The organism is Bartonella rochalimae ATCC BAA-1498 (assembly GCF_000706645.1).
GTDB classification, from domain to species: Bacteria; Pseudomonadota; Alphaproteobacteria; order Rhizobiales; family Rhizobiaceae; genus Bartonella; species Bartonella rochalimae.
In genome coordinates, this window is the sequence record NZ_KL407337.1 from 555355 (window position 1) to 575169 (window position 19815).

Here is a 19815-nt window from a genome sequence, read left to right on the forward strand (position 1 = left end):
TCTGATAAATTAAAAATAAGCTCCGCCTTAACACCATTATAAATAGCGGTACTATTAGGAACAATAAAATTTGTTTTTTTCAAAGAAATAGTTGCAGATCTTTCAAACTCCTTGTCCTTGTCATCACTAACAGAAGGTACTCCATACATGCCATAATATTTATCACCCTCTATTTTAACGTCTACATTTTCAAGATTTACATTCTCTTTCTCCTCCTCCTCCTCATCATCTTCTTCATCGTCACTCTCATCTTCATCACCATCTTCATCTGCTGTCTCATAATCTTCTGTATCCTCATATGGTGAAAAGTCAAATACAAATCCATTCCCACTTTTGAGATGAACTTTCCCTTCCTTCATCTCAAAAGTACTCTGTGGATGCATATAAACGGCAGCACTACGACTATAATCTACATTCTCGTTCGTCTGGACAGAAGTATTATCATTAATAGTATCATTAATAATATTAACTTTCTCTAAAGAAACCTCTCCTGTATTCATATAAACTGCGGAACTTAGAGTAAAATTAATGCCTGCATCCGATTTATCTATACCCTGCATATCAATATAGCCACCTTTTGTAGTGAAAAGACCTTTACCCCCTTTTAATACTAAAATATTTGTATCCAATAGCTCAACTATAGAACTTGAACCCTTAGCTTTAACAGCAATCTTATTATTACTTATCAATGTCTTATCTGCGTTTACCGAACTATTTTCTACAACAGAAATACCTATCGTTAGGTCTTTTAAGGTCAATTCATTAGCAACAATTGTTCCCCATTCCCCGAGCAGTATACCAATATAAATATCATCATCACTGTGTACGGGGCCTAGAATTTGCACTTTATTTACATTAACATTACTAGTATTTACATTCTCTTCATCACTCGAACTCGAATATATACCAATTACTCCACCGGTTTCAGAAGTTTCACTGTCTGTCCGTTTCCTACTATTATTCCGGTTAGAATTATTTCCCATTTGATATTTTCGGTCATTTATCTGTCCATTTACACTTTCTTTACACTCTTTCACAATGAAAGTACGGCTACCCAATTTCATAGTGGTCTTGTTCGAACTTGAAGAAGCTTTACCGTTCGCAGCGTTACTTTTCTGACACTTCTTAACAGAACCAGCCTCATTAGCAAAAGAAACATTAGAAGGACTAACTAAAAGAGTATTAAGTATGAGAAAGAAAGAAAGAAAGAAAGAAAGAAAGAAAGAAACGCGCAACATTAAAATACCAATAACTTTTCAAAATAAACTGAATACATTATGGATTATATTAAATAAATAAACACATTTCAAGTTATTATCATAACATAAGTTTTTCACATATTGAACTTATCTATTAACATTTATTGAATAAATATAAATAAAGTTAAACTTTACACTTAAATACAAAAAATTCTTTCGAATACCTATTCATTTTTCACATATTGCTTTTGCAATAAAATATACGAAACGATAGTATGCAATATTTTATCTAGATAAAATATCTCTTTGTTTATATATTTTTGGGTACTCATCAACATACACACTTTTTATCCAAAACAGTGATTGCAAAATTAAGTTATAATTGCTATAATTTTTGTATATGAAAGAGTTAATTTATGAAAAATATAATACGGATACTAGGGCTAACTGTTATATTTCTTGCTGGTGTTTTCACCTATGATGCGTTTAGAAATAAGCCTTTAGGTGAGAATTTTACGCTCATTGCTTCTAATGGTAAAATCGTCACTGAAGCCGACATACGAGATAAACCTGCAGTAATCTTTTTTGGTTATACTATGTGCCCTGATAGTTGCCCTACTACACTTATGGATCTTAATCGGTGGCTTATGGAAATTGGTCCAGATGCAGATAGATTGGGTGTATGGTTTGTCACGGTTGATCCTGAACGCGATACACCAGAGGTGCTTCATGAATATTTAAGCAATTTTACTGATAAAATTATTGGTATAAGTGGAGATCCTAACGCAGTTCATAAGATGGTTGCCTCTTTTAATATTGTTTCTGAAAAAGTAATCGGAACAGATGACAGCAACTATACCTATAACCACACAGCTGCCATTTTTTTGCTAAAAAAAGGTGGTAAACTAGCCGGAATTATTCCATATAATGTTGAAGAAAACGAGAATAAATTAAAAGACGATATTGCTATTACACGGCTTAAAAAGCTCGTTTCAAGTTCCACTAATAAAAAATAGTATGTCACAACAAATTCGTCTATATTGGACAGCTCTTAAAAATGAAGCAGAGAAATTTTACGCTCGTATGGAAGTAGCCTTTGAAGAGGAAGGTTATCCTCTTGCTCTTACAGAAATAGACGACAAAAATGCTATTTATGAGATTTCACTCTATGTTGATCAAAAAAATCAGAAAAGTGCTTCTCAACGTTTTTCAAGCATTCTTGCAATAGATCCACATAAAATTAATATAGAAATCTTGCCTAATATTGATTGGGTAAAAAAAAGTCTTGCAGAATTGAAACCGGTATGTGCTGGTCCTTTTTTTATTCACGGTAGCCATGAACGACAAAACATTCCACCTAATGTTTTGCCTATCGAAATTGAAGCTAATCAAGCTTTTGGTACAGGTCATCACGGAACGACATTTGGCTGCTTAGAAATGATTACCAAAGTAATACAAAATGAAAACCCGAAAAATGCCCTTGATATCGGTACAGGTAGTGGAATATTAGCTATTGGTATCGCGATGCTTAAACCTATTGTTGTGCTTGCAGCTGATATAGATCCAATAGCTATTAAAGTTGCACAACAAAATATCAGATTTAATGGTGTTACAGACTATGTTACAGCTATTACAATTACAGGTTTTAGCGATAATAAAGTCGCATCACGCGCTCCCTTTGATCTTATTGTTGCTAATATTCTTGCAAACCCTTTAATCGAGCTTGCACATAATATGGTGCAAGCATTGCGAAAAGGTGGATCTATTATACTATCTGGAATTATTGAAGAGCAGCATGATGATGTTTTAAAAGCTTACGTAAAACAAGGTTTAAAACATATTGAAACATATTCCCAACAAGGGTGGATTACTTTGCATCTGAAATAAAAGAAAAGAACATCTTTATGTATCAATCTTTTGAAATAAGCACAAATCCCACTTATGCTGCAAAACGCGTTGCGGCTCTTCGTAAAAAAATTGATCACTTTGGACTAGATGGCTTTTTAGTACCGCATACAGATGAACATCAAGGAGAATATGTTCCTAAACATGCTCAACGTCTTGGTTGGCTTACTGGTTTCACTGGATCAGCTGGTATAGCATTGATTTTAAAAGATCAGGCTATTATATTTACAGATGGACGTTATAAACTTCAAGTCCGTCAACAAACAGATTCCTGTATCTTTAATTATGAAGATTTAGCAATCTGCTCACCAGCACAATGGCTCGAGAAAAATAAACAAAAACTTTCAATTGGTTTTGATCCATGGCTTCATACTATTAATGCTACAGCTATATTGAGGCAAGCATTAGAATTGAAAATAGGTGGGAAACTTATAGAAAGTGAAACCAACCTCATTGATCTTATTTGGAATGATCAACCCAAATATCCACGAACTCCTTTATCAATTCATCCTCTCAAATATACAGGGTGCAGCACCAATGAAAAGCTATCACAAATTCGCAAAAACATAAAGCAATCTGGTGCAAATGCTTTTATTTTTACAGATCCGTCTTCTATTGCATGGACATTCAATATACGTGGCAAAGATGTTTCTAATTCTCCCTTTTCCCTTTGTTTTGCTATCATTTCAATTACAGAAAAACCAATCTTATTTATTGATAGTAAAAAAGTTGGTAGTAAGCAAAGACAATACCTAAAAAGTTATGCAAAACTATATGAACCAGAAGAACTTATTTCAAATATCAAAGATCATGTTCAACAAGGTACTGTTTTTGCTTTAGATCCATTTTTAACGTGCGAAAAGTTACGTACTGTTATTGAAGATACAGGAGGGTCTTTCGTTAGACTAAGGGATCCTGTTATCTTACCACGTGCCATTAAAAATACTACAGAGCTCAATGGTTCACGCAGAGCACATTTATGTGATGGTATAGCTCTTACTCGTTTTTTGTCCTGGCTCGATAGACAAATACCAGGTACAATTGATGAAATTTCAGCTGCTAAAAAATTAGAAAAATTTCGTATTATAACAACACAAGAAATGGGAATGAAACTCGAAGATCTTTCCTTTGATACGATTTCAGCAGCAGGTAAAAATGGTGCAATTATTCATTATCGTGTAACCACTCAGACAAATAAACGACTGAATGCAGGTGAACTTTATCTTGTTGATTCAGGTGGACAATATCGAGAGGGCACAACAGATGTGACTCGTACAGTAGCGATTGGAAACATTGGAGAAGAAGAAAAGCGCTGTTTTACCCTTGTTCTCAAAGGCATGATTGCTCTTTCAAGTGCAAGATTTCCGAAAGGGACACGCGGACAAGATATTGATGTTTTAGCACGTAATGCTTTATGGAAAGCTGGTTTTGATTATGCACATGGCACTGGCCATGGAGTTGGTTCTTACCTCTCTGTTCATGAAGGACCACAAAATCTCTCACGCTATGGAAGCCAAGAACTTATTCCCGGTATGATTATCTCTAACGAACCTGGATATTACCGTGAAAAAGCTTTTGGTATTCGTATTGAAAATTTGATGATTGTCAAACCAGCACAAAAAATTACTAATGGCGATATAGATATGCTATCATTTGAAACGCTCACATATTGTCCTATTGATCGACAATTAATTCTGATAGAGCTTTTAACGACACAAGAGAAACAATGGCTTAACGACTATCATGCCCGTGTTTATCAAGTTAATGCACCCTACCTTGATAAAGAAGATAAAAAATGGCTGAAAAAAGCTACAATGCCTCTTTGAGAGTAAAGACACCTTTAAATTAAATATCTAATCTAAAGAAATCTTCAAAAAACTCATTTTCATTCTATAAATAGAGTGCAAAATAAAATACTCTCATTCCTAGAAATCAGAGCTAAAGCTTTATCAACCAAATTTTCTAGGACTTGAGCAAAACTGATAAATATAAAACCAATCCTTGCTTTTAAAATTGATAACGTAAGCCACCCGAAACACTAATTCCAGAAAAGCCAGCTTTGGTTAATTTATGTTGGTATAACAAATCACCATGAAGTGCTATCCTATTAGACAATTGGGCATAAACACCCGCACCTGTTTCAACTGTAGAACCGAATGCACCTAACTGAAATGCATCTTTAAAATGCACTATCCGCTTCTTTTCATAACTATGCGCAACATGAAGTTTACTATAAAAGGAAACAACATGTCCCTTTTCGGAAGAAGCAAAAGCTTTTATTAAACGACCACCTATCCGCCCTATCAATTGATCATGCTTTCCTAAATCAATATCAAACCGATCAATATCACGCGCTTCATCAAACAGGAGAGACTGGTAAATAACTTGAAGCTGTGGCTCAAGAATAAAACCATGATAGCCTGTGATAATGGCCTGACCACCCGATAAAGCAGCATTCAAAAGTCTCCCTTTTAATTCTGCTGTTTTTCCACGAGAAAGAGTGACAACATCGCCCTTAAAAAAATCATACGAGAGAAAGCCATTCGCATAAAAGCCTGTATCATGATCCAAATTCGCATAAAGCTTGCCTGACCATTTATCAAAAACACTCTTTTGACTGTGTTTAACTGCACGAGGATGAAGAGAGAGCTGACCATAACCGCCCATAACTCCAAAGGACGAAGCACTATCTTTACTCTCTAATGTATTGAATACAATTCCTGCTGTCGCATTATTATAGTCAAGATCAGCTCCATAACCATATTCAAAAACAGACAAATTGGAAGTATAACTATGGTTGCTACCATAACCACGGATGAAAAAGTTTGTCTTTCTCTTTTTAGCCGCTTCATGAAAAGCACTTTGCATGATTTCCAACAGTTCATGTTGATTACTTACATCGACCAAACCTGTATGAAATAAAGCATGAGGTAAAAGCAAATAACTTGGGAGTTGTGGCACAACTGCCGGTACTCTTTTTGCAGGTAAATCTGGTTTTATCGGATCCTCAGGTTCTGAGGGCACTGGTGGTTCCGGCGCTGGTGCTGGTGCTGGTTTCGGCGATGGTGGTAATGGCTCTGGCGATGGCACTGGTGGTACTGGTTCTAGTTCTGGTTCTGATGGAGAAATATATTCACTTTGCAGCCGATAATCCCAAAAATTATTATTAGGTTTACCTTCTTTTTCCTCATTCTTTCCAACCAATTTTTGTCTCGGATCCGATCGCCCTAACTTAGAATTTGGACCATAAGCAAAAAGCTTATATCGATAAGGAGAAGCATCTACTGTAATATAATCACCCTTCAGTTTGAAGGAATCTTCTTGCGCTGTACCTGAAACTTGAATAAGCGAAACACCCTGGGTATTACCTGAACCCGTTTTATCTCCTAGATCTCCTACTGTTGTAGAAACAGAAACTACAGTAACACCAGATACATCACCATCGATTAAAAGTCGATCTGTATCCGAGTTACTTTGATCTAAATAACTATTAAGATAAAGCTCCGCATTCCCTTCTGCTGTATAAACAAGACTATTCCCTATGCCAATAGAGAGTGTTTGATAAACATTATCGCTTGGCTTTTCAAAAATAATTTTACTATTCTTAAGTGTCACAGTAGAAATAAATGATTTATTATTATCAGTTCCCTCATTCCCTCGATTACCCCGTGATTTTCTTTTTGTTAAAGTCCACATCGAGTTATTCTCTAATTTCAAACACGCTTCAGCTGAACCAGAAATTAAAGCACCCCCTTCGAGCTGTGAGTTATTAGCTTTAATGTTTATAATCCCGCTAGTACCTTCTAGCAAAAGACCACCGGAAAGTTTTGTATCTGATAAATTAAAAATAAGCTCCGCCTTAACACCATTATAAATAGCGGTACTATTAGGAACAATAAAATTTGTTTTTTTCAAAGAAATAGTTGCGAATCTTTCGGGCTCCCTATCCTGGCTATTACTAACAGAAGGTACTCCATACATGCCATAATATTTATCACCATCTATTTTAATGTCTACATTTTCAAGCTCTACATTTATCTTTTCTATATTACTATTGATAAATGCAGGTTTTTCTACCGCCTGTGTCTCTTGTGAACTTCTTACCGAAAAGTCAAATAAAAATCCACTCCCACCTTTGAGATCAATCTTTCCTTCCTTCATCTTAAAAGTACTCTGTGGATACATATAAACAGCAACCATATCATAAACAGCAACCATATCAGCACTAGATACAAACCTATTACGAGAAGTATTAATATTTTGGATACCTTCACTAATAATGTTAACTTTCTCTAAAGAAACCTCTCCTGTATCCATATAAACTGCGTAACCTTCGATAAAATTAATACTTGCATTCGATTCATTTACACCCTGCATTTGAATCGAGCCGCCTTTTGTAGTGAAAAGACCTTTGCCCTTTTCAGGCACTGTAATCTCTGTATTGGATACCTCAGCTATAGCTTTTAAACCATTAGCTTCAACAGCAATCTGATTATTACTTATCAATGTATTGTTCACACTTACAAAACTATTTTTTGAAACAAAAATACCTGTCGTTAGGTCTTTTAAGACCAATTTATCAGCGAAAACAAACCCCCATGCTTTTGAAACAGAAATACCTGTCGTTAGGTCTTTTAAGACCAATCCATCAGCGATAACACCCCCCCATTCTCCGGTCAGTATACCAATATAATCATTTTCATTACTGTCATTACTAACTTTTGGACCTAGAATGTTCACGCCATTTACATTAACGTTACCAGTCGTATATATACCAATTTCTCCTTTGCTTTCAACACTGCTGCTCTTTTCTTCACTCTGTTCAGAATTACTCCCCATTTGATATGTTTGATTAGTTAGATATATTTGATTAGTTAGATATGATCGATCAGTTATCTGTCTATCAACTTTACTTTTATCTTCTTTACAAACTTTTACAATGTAAGTATTCTCATCTAATGTTATAGTCATATTGTTGTTTGAACTACTATCTTCACCACTGCTAATTTGCTGACACTTATTAACAACAGTCGGTGAATCAACAACACTAGAAGAATTGCCTAAAAAAGTGCTCAACGCTACAACAAGTTCAGACAATAAAGCTGAAAATATAGCCGGCATAAAACCACCTAGTAATATTAATAAAAGTTAAATACATTGTGCATTTATATTAAATAAATAAATACATTTCAAGTTATTAGCATAAAAATAAATTTTTAGGTATTGGATTTCTCTATTAAGCTTTACTAAATGAAAACTATTCAATAAATAAAGCTAAGCTTTACACTGAATACAAAAAAGCATTTCTGAATAAATTTATGAAGCTGAATTAAACACATTGACAATAGCACATATCGACAAAAAACAATGACACCAAGTTAAGTAAAAAACATCACAGTACAATTTCTGTTAGAAATAGTTTATTTGCAATACCAATAGAATTTTTATACTTTTTCTTCTGCAGATCTGCAAAAAACTTATGTTTTGTATTTTATTATAAATTTCGATATAAAATCAGTTTCTTATAGCATAAAACATACATCCAAGGTATAATTATAAATTAAATAATAGAAAATTTACTAACTTGCTTTCTATAATTTATTATAAGAAATGATAATAACATTATGGGAATCACTGTTTGAGATGAAAATTCTCAATATAATGCTCATCAATTAACTTGAGCCAGTTTTTTTCATCCAGAACCTCAATACCTAATTGCTGTGCTTTAACTAGTTTCGATCCTGCTCCGAAACCTGCAACAAGAAGATCAGTCTTTTTAGAAATAGAATTCGATGTCTTAGCACCTAACCGTTCTGCCAAGGACTTTGCTTCGTCCCTTGACATATGCTCCAAAGTTCCCGTAAAAACAATAATTTTCTCTACTATTGGTGAATAATCTATTGCAATAGGCGCTTCATGAAGAGGAGTTACTTCCTTAAGTAAGGCCGATAAAACATCACGGTTATGCACCTCCTGATAAAAATCAATAATCGCTTCACCAACACGAGATCCAATTCCCTCAATATTGGTTAATTCCTTCCAAATCTCATTACCTTCACTGTTTTTATCAGGCGGCATAATAGCCGTCATCGCTGCAGTTTCAAAAGCAATGTAATTTTGGTAAGCACGAGCAAGACGTTGTGCCTTAACCTCACCAATGTGACGAATGCCTAACGCAAACAAAAAACGACTTAAAGAAATTTCACGACGAGCATTAATAGCATTATAAAGTTTACGAACTGAAACAACTCCAAAACCTTCCATATTTTCCAAACGTCTCAAAGAATTCTCTTGACGTCGTTGTAAAGTGAAAATATCCACCGGCGAACGAATACAAAGCGTTTTATCTTGAGCATGAAAAAAAAATTCCACTTGTTTTCTACCAAATCCTTCAATATCAAAGGCATTACGCGAAACAAAATGACAAATTCGCTCAATTGCTTGCGCGGAGCAAATAAGTCCACCCGTACATCGGCGAACTGTTTCACCTTCTTCACGAACAGCATGACTCCCACAAACAGGACATACGTGAGGAAAAATAAAAGCAGGAGTATCTTTTGAACGCTTTTCAACAAGGACATCGACAATTTGGGGAATCACATCGCCAGCACGTTGTATAATCACAGTATCGCCCACACGGATATCACGTCCTTCACGAATTAGCTCACCCTTATGACCGATTCCTTTAATATAATCTTCATTGTGCAAACTTGCATTAGTAATGACAACCCCACCTACAGTAATAGGTGTAAGACGAGCAACAGGGGTTAATGCCCCAGTTCGACCTACCTGAATATCAATATCTTCTAAAAATGCTATAGCTTTTTCTGCTGGAAATTTATGTGCAATTGCCCAACGTGGTGAACGAGCAACAAACCCTAAACGCGTTTGGAGCATTAAATCATTAACTTTATAAACAATCCCATCAATATCATAATCTAGTGATTGACGACATTCTTCGATAGAATGATAATATGAAATAAGATCTTCTACTTTTTCAAAAACCTTTGTTAATGGATTAATAATAAAGCCATATTCTTTAAGCTTTTTCATCATTCCTATTTGGCTTTCAGCAGGCATTTCACTTACTTCACCCCAAGCATAAGCAAAAAATTTAAGATTTCTGCTAGCGGTTATCCGTGAATCAAGCTGACGTAAGGAACCAGCTGCTGCATTTCTAGGATTTGCGAAAACTAACTTCCCTTCTTTCTGTTGGTTAATATTGAGTAACTGAAAATCTTTCTGTCCCATATAAACTTCACCACGAACCTCAATAATATCAGGAAAATTACCCTGTAAAATCTCTGGAATATCAGCAATTGTTCGCGCATTTGTAGTGACATTTTCACCTATGGATCCATTTCCACGCGTTATAGCACGTACAAGTTTTCCTGCCTCATAGCGTAAAGATAAAGATAAACCGTCAATTTTTGGTTCGGCTGTCATTTCTATTGTCTGTGTTTCTGGCAATCGTAAAAAACGACGAATACGTTCAATAAATTCACTAACATCTTCAAAATTAAATGCATTATCCAAAGACAGCATTGGCTGTGCATGAATAGATTTTTCAAATTTTTCAGAAATCGGTGCACCAATTTTAGATGAAGGAGAGTCCGCACGAATTAATTCAGGAAAAAGAGCTTCAATTTCCTCATTACGACGACAAAGAGCATCATATTCTGCATCAGAAATTTCAGGCTGGTCATCACGATGATACAACACATCATGACGTGCAATTTCTTTTGCCAACCATTCCAACTCACTTGCTGCTTCAAGAGCGGTTAAGTTTTTAATCACATTTTTGTCCATAAATTCTATTCCAAATCTTGAATGATGATTATACACAAATCCCAATGATTATTATAAAAAGAATCTAAATGAACATCTGTTTGTTAGTATTTTCATTACTTCTTAATTATGTCTGCGCTAAAAGCTTTTGGGCTGCTGCACGTGCTTCTTCAGTAACTTGTTCTCCTGCTAACATGCGTGCAATTTCTTCTGCACGTTCGTGAGTTTCTATTTTATTAACACTCGTAACAAAGCATCCTGTATCGCCGCTTTCAACCTTTGAAATCAAAAAATGATTATGGGCCTTAGATGCTACCTGCGGTGCATGCGTGACAGCAAAAACTTGAATATTTTTTGATAAACGCAGCAATCGTTGTCCAATTGCAGCAGCAACAGCTCCACCAACACCTGTATCAATTTCATCAAAGATTAATGTTGGTGCTGATCCACGATCAGCTAATACAACCTTCAATGCTAATAAAAAACGAGACAATTCACCACCAGAAGCCACACTTAATATCGGCCCTGCTTGTGTTCCAGGGTTTGTACGCACCCAATATTCAACACGATCAATACCATCTGGACTATATTTTTCAGCATCACTCTGTATTTCAACGATAAATTCTGCTTTCTCCAATTTCAACGCTGGTAGCTCATCCATAACGCTTGAAGATAAACGACGCGCTACTTCTTGACGTTTTATCGAAAGCGCTTGTGCCAATATATCGTACTCTTTTTGCGCTTTTTGAGCTTCAGTCTCTAAATGAACGAGTGTTGCTTGAGCAGAATCAAAATCAGCCAGTTCAGCACACATCTTATCGCGCAACTGAGCAAGTTCATCTCCAGAAACATGATATTTGCGAGAAAAACCTCGAAGTGCAAAAAGACGTTCTTCTATTCGTTCTAACTCGTTAGTATCAAAATCCAATGCTTGCATTGCAGCTTCAATACAATCTTGCGCTGTTGTGAGTGCACGCAATGCATCGTCAATAGATTTCACTATAGGTATAATCAAATCCTGCGCTTCAGGAATTTTCCGCTCCAAACGTCTTACCAAATTAGCAAGAACAGGGATTGGTGATTTTGAACCTCCTAAGAGATCATCAGCCTCTCTAATATCTGTTGCTATCTTTTCTAATTTAAGCATATCAGCCCGACGAAGAGACAAAGCATCTTCTTCATCAACTTTAAAATCAAACTTATCAAGTTCTTCTACACTTGCACGAAGATAATCAACTTCACGTACCGCACTTTCAACTTTAACATGTTGTTGTTGCACACGTTCTTTTAACGTATGCCATATGCGATAGCACTCGCGCAAATTTTCTACTTCACTTTCAAGACCACCAAAAGCATCTAATAATTGACGATGTGTACTAATATCAACAAATGCACGATCATCATGTTGTCCATGAATTTCGACCAACATACGGCCAATATCGCGCATCAATGTAATGCTAATCACTTGATCATTCAGAAAACCACGACTACGACCATCACTCGATTGTACACGCCGTAGAATGATATCACCTTCACAATCAAAACCATTTTCACATATCAGCCGCCGCACAGGATGCGAAACAGGAACATTAAAAACAGCCGTTACTTGCCCCTGTGTCATACCATGACGCACAAGGGAAGAATCTCCACGTCCACCAAGAGCCAACGATAGAGAGTCAAGCAAAATAGATTTCCCCGTTCCAGTCTCCCCAGTTAAAACGGACAAACCTTCTGTAAAATGAATATCAACTCTTTCGATTAAAACAATATTATGAATCGAAAGCTGGACCAACATATGAAATTAATTCACCTTGCTCTTATTGCCACTCAAAGCACGAGAAATCCAAGAAGATTTGTGCTCTTTAGGCGATATACTATTTTTTTGCAGTAAATCATAAGAAAATTTATACCATTTACTTTCTGGATAATTTCGCCCCAAAATCGCTGCGGCTGTCTGCGCTTCCATAGTTAAACCAAGAGCAAAATTAACTTCTGTCAATCGGAAAAGTGCTTCTTCAATCTGATTTGTATCTGGATATTCTTCAATCACAGTACGAAATCTTCTACTTGCTGCTAAATATCGCTGACCTTCTTCATAATAACGACCAATCTGCATTTCCTTACCAGCTAATTGCTCTCGGCCAAAACGTATTTTAGCCTTAGCATCGCTGACATACTCTGATTCTGGATAGCGCTCTATCAAAACCTGCATAGCAGCAATAGCACGCTTCGTATCCTGCTGATCACGTGTAACATCAGGAATCCGACGGAAAGAAGAGAGACCAATAATATAGTAAGCATAGGCAGAATCATCCGCTAGCGGATAAAGAGAAATATAATGCTGTGCCATAGAAATTGCATCATCATACTTAGCTAACCGATAATTTGTAAAAGCACCCATTATTAACGATTTACGACCCCAATCAGTATAAGCATATTGTTTTTCAATAATAGCAAACTTTTTTGCTGCTTCACTAAGCCGCCCCACATCAAGATTAGCAAGTGCTTGATTATATAAAACATCTGGTGGATCTATTTTTAAAACATGCATAGATGGATCAAGGATATTTTTTCCTTTACCTAAACAACCTGCTAAAAAGCAAGTTCCTCCTAAAAGAACCCCAATCAAAACTTTGCGTACAATGGTCAATTTTCTATGCGCTATATTCCCAATATACTTATCAGGTTTTTTCATAATCTCTCAGCCTCCAGAAAATATCATTTTACAGAAAAATACTCATTAAATTTTGTATCATATCGTTTTCAAAACGACTAACAAAATCTATATACTTTAAATCTATAATCCGCCTTTAAATTATATAAAATAAAGTAAATTTTATTTTTTTCCTACTTACATATTGCTTTTTTCGTAACACGATTCGTCCTGTAAAACAGCCTTAACTAATTTTGAATTAAGAGCATGCCCACTACAATAAGAACGGAATAATCCAATAAAAGGCGCACCAAGTAAAGCAGTATCACCAATAGCATCAAGCATTTTGTGTCGAACAAACTCATTTTCAAAATAAGCGCCAGCTGGATTAATAATTTGATCATCAAGACCAATAATAAGAGAGTTTTCTAAAGAAGAGCTTATTCCTTTTCCAGAAGTCCATAATTTTTCCACATCCTTCACAAAACCAAAAGTGCGCGCACAAGACAAATCATTTTTAAACCCTTGTGCAGTAAGATCAAAGCTCAAATGTTGTTTGCCAATAACAGGAGTAGGAAAAGAAATTGTAACATCAAAACGACACCCATCAAATGGCAAAAACTCAGCCATACCATTTGCTGTTTCAACACGCACTGTTTTTTTTATAACAAAATAAGATCGCAACGCTGTTTGCTGAACAATACCTATCTTTTCAAAACCTTGACAATAATGCCATGAAGCACCATCCAAAATAGGAACTTCATTACTTGACACCTCAATGATGAGATTATCCAGATTATACGCAGCAATTGCGGCCATCAAATGTTCAATTGTCTCAACTCTTATATCTCCATGTCCAAGCACTGTTGATAATTCAGTTGCTCCAACTTGCGATGCATGCGCTGGAAATATTTGCTCTTTTCCATCTATGCCATAACGCTTAAAAACAATACCACATTCAATATCAGCTGGCTCAATCTTCATAACAGATAAATGTCCACTATGAACACCACGCCCTTCAAATATTAATGTATCTTTAAGAGTCGATTGATATTTCTGTCCCAATTAATAATACCACTTCATTAATATTCTTAATAATTTTTTGGAATCTTCATAAGACTATCAAAAATTATCTCTACAATAAATAATAAACCCATTTAATGAATGGATTTATTATTTTCTATAAAAACTCCATAAATTTTACTATAATAAAGCTTCCATTGTATGATGGATAGAAATATAGAGTTCTCTTATTTCAATTTTCTATACATTAATTTGCTTGACGACGCAAAAACGCTGGTATTTCCAACTCGTCCTCTTCACTGATACAAATGTTTTGATCCTGCGATGCAGGTTGCTGCGACTCGGTAGAGTAACGAGGCATATAAACAGAAGTATCTTGAGAAAGATCCTGAGGATTGGCACTAGAAATATGAAAATCTTTATGCGAAGAAGAATTAACAGCAGGCTCTAACCGAGCTTCTGGTTCAATTTCTTCACGATACGTCAAACTTTGTTTCAAACGCTGCCAAAGATTACGTGGTCCTTGATCGACACTAGAAAAATTTGTACTTTGACTCCGAATAGAAGACGGAAAATCTTTTAACTCAGGCATACGCACCGGCGTTGAACAAGATTGTGTTTGCACTTGTTTTTTCTTCTGTTCTGCAACTCCAACCTTGTCATCAAGAACATGTGCTGTTGCTTCCATTCCCACTGCTCTAGCCATAGGCTGTTGAGAAACACAACCAGCCTGCATACGTAGTGAACTTGATGTCTTTGCATGTATATTTTGCCCATAAGGAGCAGTGTTTACAGTTCGTGGAGTATATGTTGTATCTGTAGTCTGCACAAAAAATTGACTTTTTGGACAAAATGGCTCTTCAATTGGCTGTTTCATTTCTACTTCTAGCGCTTCTATAACTTCTACCATTGATTCAGAACGCAAAGATGATGATGACTGAGAAGCAGTCTGCGTTACTCCAGTATCATTTTTACGCATTGAAGCTACAGGCCGATGAAATTTAGGATGTGAAGGTTGTATTATATCATTAATCTCACGATCAATACCAGTAGCAACCACCGATACACGAATAACACCCTCAAGTGACTCATCATCAATAGCACCAAAGATAACATTTGCATCAGCATCAACTTCTTCTCTAATACGATTAGCCGCCTCATCCACTTCAAACAAGGTCATATCACGACCACCCGTAATGGAAATCAAAAGGCCACGGGCTCCACGCATAGAAGTGTCATCTAACAACGGATTTGCAATAGCAGCTTCAGCAGCAGCCAAAGCACGTCCATCACCAGATGCCTCTCCAGTTCCCATCATTGCACGACCCATTTCATGCATAACAGAACGAACATCTGCAAAATCAAGGTTAATCAATCCTTCTTTAATCATCAAATCTGTAATAGAAGCAACACCAGAATAAAGAACTTGGTCGGCCATAGCAAAAGCATCAGAAAATGTTGTTTTTTCGTTCGCAATACGAAAAAGATTTTGATTCGGAATAACGATTAATGTATCAACCGATTTTTGTAATTCTTCTATGCCAGCTTCTGCTGTCTTCATTCGACGTGCACCTTCAAATTGGAAAGGCTTCGTCACAACACCAACAGTCAAAATACCTTTTTCACGTGCCGCATTAGCAACAACAGGTGCGGCTCCGGTTCCCGTGCCTCCACCCATACCTGCTGTAATAAAAACCATATGAGAATCTGCAAGATGATCGATAATTTCATCGATACATTCATCTGCAGCAGCTTGACCAACTTCTGGTAAAGCACCAGCACCTAAACCTTCTGTTACTGCTGCACCTAGCTGGATCACACGTTCAGCTTTTGACATAGCCAAAGCCTGTGCATCTGTATTAGCAACAACAAAGTCAACTCCCTGAAGACCAGCATTTATCATATTATTCACGGCATTTCCGCCACCACCTCCAACACCAAAAACGGTAATACGTGGCTTCAATTCCGCGATATCTGGCCGGTGCAGATTAATTGTCATGTTTTTTTTCCTTCTCATAAAACACCGCAAGCCAAAGCGATGAAAATTAATACCCAAATAGACCTACTAAAAACTCTCACGCAACCACTGACCGACACGTTGAAAATACCCACCTGTGCCAGTTGATAATTGTCTCACTGTTGTATGAATTGTTTTTTCTTCGAAACCCGCTAATTGCGGATAGATTAACAATCCAACAGCTGACGAAAACGCCGCTCCTTTTGCAGAAGCAGGAAGCCTAGAAACACCTAAAGGCCGCCCTATACGAACATTTCTTGCTAATATATTACGCGCCATCTCTGGCAACCCAATTAACTGACTTGCTCCTCCAGTTAAAATAACCCGCTTACCAACAATATGACCAAACCCAGAACAACTCAAACAATCACGAAGCATTTCTAATATTTCTTCAACACGCGCCCGAATAATACGACTAAGAACTGCACATGGATATTGAGTTCGCTCATTTCCAATTTCAGCGACATTAATCATATGATGAGCATCAATACTTTCTGAAAGCGTTGAACCATACATAACTTTTAAACGCTCTGCTTCTTCAATAGACATAGACAATCCCCGTGCAACATCAAGAGTTATATGGTGCCCACCAATTGAAAGTGTATCTGCATGAACAAATTTTCCTTCAGAAAATATTGAAAATGTTGTTGTTCCAGCCCCAAAATCAATACATGCAGCTCCTAAACGTGCCTCATCATTAATCAAAACTGCAAGACCACTCGCAAAAGGTGTTGCGACCATTGCTTCAACACTTAAATGAGCACGATTAATACAAGCTTCCAAATTACGTAAAGATGCTGTTTCTGCTGTCACCACATGCACATCCACCCCAAACAATTCACCCATCATTCCAACGGGATCAGAGATTCCTTTATCTCCATCCAATATATAAGATATCGGAACGGAATGCATAATATGCCGTTCAGCCTCAAAAGCTTTACGCGAAACATTTGCCAAGGCCATACGCATATCACGCGCAGTAACTTCACGCCCGCCCAAATGTACTGTACCGTTAACAAAAGTACTTTTTAATCGGTTTGAGGAAAAATTTACAATAACTGAATCTACCACCAAACCAGCCATTTTCTCTGCAGCATTAACAGCTAAACGTATTGATTGTTCCGCTGCAAGCATATCCATAACAACACCAGATTTAATTCCACACGAGCGCTGTACACCAAAACCCAAAACCTCCATAAAATGTGTACGACCGTGTAAATGTTGCGGATATTTCAAAGGACGTAAACAAGCAATAAGACAAACAACCTTACTTGAACCCACATCAAGAACTGTTAGAAAACGCGTCTTGCGCCCCCTCCCATGATGTGATTTCAAAAACATCATATATTCCTTTCTTTTAATACCTTTAAAATACGTTCTTCTTCCATTACCGTCGCACGATGCTGTGCTAACACTTCATCTGACAAAGCAATCGTTATTCGATCAGAAAGACGTAAATCAATGCTTAAAGCATCGCGAGAAAAAAGATCTTTTGCTGTATTTGTCTTTAAAAGAGCAACAAGCCTTTCAACAGCGCCTTGCTCAGGCAACATAATACGCACCCCATTTTCTAAAAAAATATCCCAACGTCGATCACCCACACGCACATAAGCACGAATACGATCACGGAATTGCGAATATGGTAACAACGACTGAATAAATAACTTCGCTGCTTTTTGCGCTCCCTGACCAACAACAAGTGGTAAATTCTGAACTAAACCCGCCTGAAATGGTAAAATAATACGCCCTGTATCATCAATCACATCCATTACACCATCATGTTGCCAAATTGCGTATGGCTCACGCTCTACCATTGAAATACATATCCGGTTAGGATAAATTTTCCGAATATCAACCGATTGAATCCAAATTTGTTGTTCTAAAGTAGAACGTGCTTTATCAACATCAAAGCTAATAATTGATGGATGAACATCAAGCCCTAAAAGCTTCAAAATATATTGTTTTGTCATATTTTTATTGCCACTCATATCAACATGAGTAATCACAAAACCAAAATTTAATGTCACAAGCCTTATAATTCTATTCACATGACCGCTAGAAACAATGCCATAAAATAAGGAAAGCAAGAAAAAAGAAAAAACAGCAAAAGAGCCAAAATAACGCGGCACATGAATATCAGAAAATACAAATTGCAATATAAATCGGAGAAAGCAACGATAAAAACGTGGGAAAATTGGCGTTGATAGCGCCTTTAAAATTCCCATTTCGCCAACATTTAACGCATACATGACGCGTCCTCCACTATCCATTTAACAATGTCGCTATAAGTACGACCACTTGCTTTTGCAATATCTGGCACAAGAGAGGTTGATGTCATACCAGGCTGCGTATTAATTTCGAGCCAAATCAGCTCTTCCGTTTCTTCATTAAAACGAAAATCAGAACGACTAACACCTCGACAACCTATCGCTTGATGCGCTGCTAAAGACATTCTTTGCACTTTTTGGTAAATATTTAATGAAAGTTGTGCAGGACAAATGTGAATAGAACCTCCGGACTTGTATTTTGAATCATAATCATAAAACTGGAAATGTTGATCAGGTATAATCTCACAGACATCTAAAACTTCATCACCCAAAACAGCGCAAGTAAGCTCCCGACCAGGAATATACTTTTCAACGATTACCTCATCTTTATCCATCCGCTCAGAGCTTACTATATTATGAGGTGGAAATGCTTCATCGCCATTCACAATAATAACACCAATGCTCGATCCTTCATGCACAGGTTTAATTACATAAGGTGGTTCCAAAGGATGTTGTGATCCAATTGCACAACGATCCATTACATAAGAAGGAGCAACAGGAACACCAGCACTAGCAGCAATAATTTTTGCCCGCCCTTTATCCATTGCTAATGCTGACGCCATCACTCCAGAATGCGTATAAGGAATTTTCAAATATTCAAGAATGCCTTGAATACGTCCATCTTCACCAAACGAACCATGTAATGCATTAAAAACTATATGTGGTTGTAATTTCTCAAGAACAGAAGCAATACGACTATCAACATCTACACGAGTTACAGAATAGCCATGAGCTTCAAGAATATCAGCGCAAGCAGAACCAGAAGATAAACTTACAGACCGTTCTGATGAAAGTCCTCCCATCAATACAGCTATATGCTTACCTCTCATAACGACTTATCCTTCTTCATATACTAAATACAGAATATATAAAAATAAAAATACTATATATAGGAAAAAGCTA

13 protein-coding genes are annotated in these 19815 nt (G+C 36.6%); 3 read left to right on the plus strand and 10 right to left on the minus strand.

The genetic code is table 11. The features are described 5' to 3' along the window. Positions 1–1238 (minus strand): hypothetical protein (locus O99_RS06870; RefSeq protein WP_035006165.1); only part of this gene is annotated, 1238 nt, incomplete at its 3' end. 377 nt (positions 1239–1615) lie between these two features. On the opposite strand from O99_RS06870, the gene O99_RS02505 reads away from it, so the two are divergent. The 3 genes from O99_RS02505 to O99_RS02515 are packed head-to-tail and all read left to right on the plus strand — an operon-like array spanning position 1616 to position 4930. Then, positions 1616–2215, plus strand: coding sequence for an SCO family protein (locus O99_RS02505; protein ID WP_035006167.1), 600 nt, complete (start codon positions 1616–1618; stop codon positions 2213–2215). A gap of 1 nt (position 2216) precedes the next feature. Then, on the plus strand, positions 2217–3086 hold the full coding sequence (locus O99_RS02510) for a 50S ribosomal protein L11 methyltransferase (RefSeq protein ID WP_035006169.1): 870 nt from the start codon (positions 2217–2219) through the stop codon (positions 3084–3086). Positions 3087–3103: 17 nt separating this feature from the next. After that, complete coding sequence (locus O99_RS02515) at positions 3104–4930, plus strand: aminopeptidase P family protein (protein ID WP_035006170.1); 1827 nt, start codon at positions 3104–3106, stop codon at positions 4928–4930. 181 nt (positions 4931–5111) lie between these two features. Here O99_RS02515 and O99_RS02520 read toward each other — a convergent pair whose 3' ends face one another. From O99_RS02520 to O99_RS02560, 9 genes are all read right to left on the minus strand, one after another. Beyond that, positions 5112–8225: an autotransporter outer membrane beta-barrel domain-containing protein gene (locus O99_RS02520; RefSeq protein ID WP_051668840.1), complete on the minus strand. Its 3114-nt coding sequence runs from the start codon at positions 8223–8225 to the stop codon at positions 5112–5114. A 510-nt stretch (positions 8226–8735) separates the two neighbouring features. Then, on the minus strand, positions 8736–10913 hold the full coding sequence (ligA, locus tag O99_RS02525) for an NAD-dependent DNA ligase LigA (protein WP_035006171.1): 2178 nt from the start codon (positions 10911–10913) through the stop codon (positions 8736–8738). Between the two features lie 106 nt (positions 10914–11019). Further along, a complete protein-coding gene (gene recN / locus O99_RS02530) occupies positions 11020–12687 on the minus strand; it encodes a DNA repair protein RecN (protein WP_035006173.1) in 1668 nt (555 codons plus the stop codon). 6 nt (positions 12688–12693) lie between these two features. Continuing rightward, positions 12694–13587, minus strand: a complete 894-nt coding sequence (locus tag O99_RS02535; RefSeq protein WP_035006174.1) for an outer membrane protein assembly factor BamD — start codon at positions 13585–13587, stop codon at positions 12694–12696. 156 nt (positions 13588–13743) lie between these two features. After that, entirely contained in the window at positions 13744–14610 is an 867-nt protein-coding gene (gene lpxC, locus O99_RS02540; RefSeq protein WP_035006176.1) for a UDP-3-O-acyl-N-acetylglucosamine deacetylase, read from the minus strand. A gap of 205 nt (positions 14611–14815) precedes the next feature. Beyond that, entirely contained in the window at positions 14816–16567 is a 1752-nt protein-coding gene (gene ftsZ, locus O99_RS02545; RefSeq protein ID WP_035006178.1) for a cell division protein FtsZ, read from the minus strand. A 66-nt stretch (positions 16568–16633) separates the two neighbouring features. After that, a complete protein-coding gene (gene ftsA, locus O99_RS02550; RefSeq protein ID WP_035006179.1) occupies positions 16634–17929 on the minus strand; it encodes a cell division protein FtsA in 1296 nt (431 codons plus the stop codon). Further along, positions 17926–18834 carry a cell division protein FtsQ/DivIB gene (locus O99_RS02555; protein WP_035006181.1) on the minus strand — a complete coding sequence of 303 codons (909 nt, stop codon included), beginning with the start codon at positions 18832–18834 and terminating at the stop codon, positions 17926–17928. Before O99_RS02555 ends, ftsA begins: the two co-directional genes overlap by 4 nt. After that, positions 18822–19742 (minus strand): D-alanine--D-alanine ligase, encoded by a 921-nt coding sequence (locus O99_RS02560; RefSeq protein WP_035006183.1) that lies wholly within the window; start codon positions 19740–19742, stop codon positions 18822–18824. Before O99_RS02560 ends, O99_RS02555 begins: the two co-directional genes overlap by 13 nt. Positions 19743–19815 lie beyond the last annotated feature (73 nt).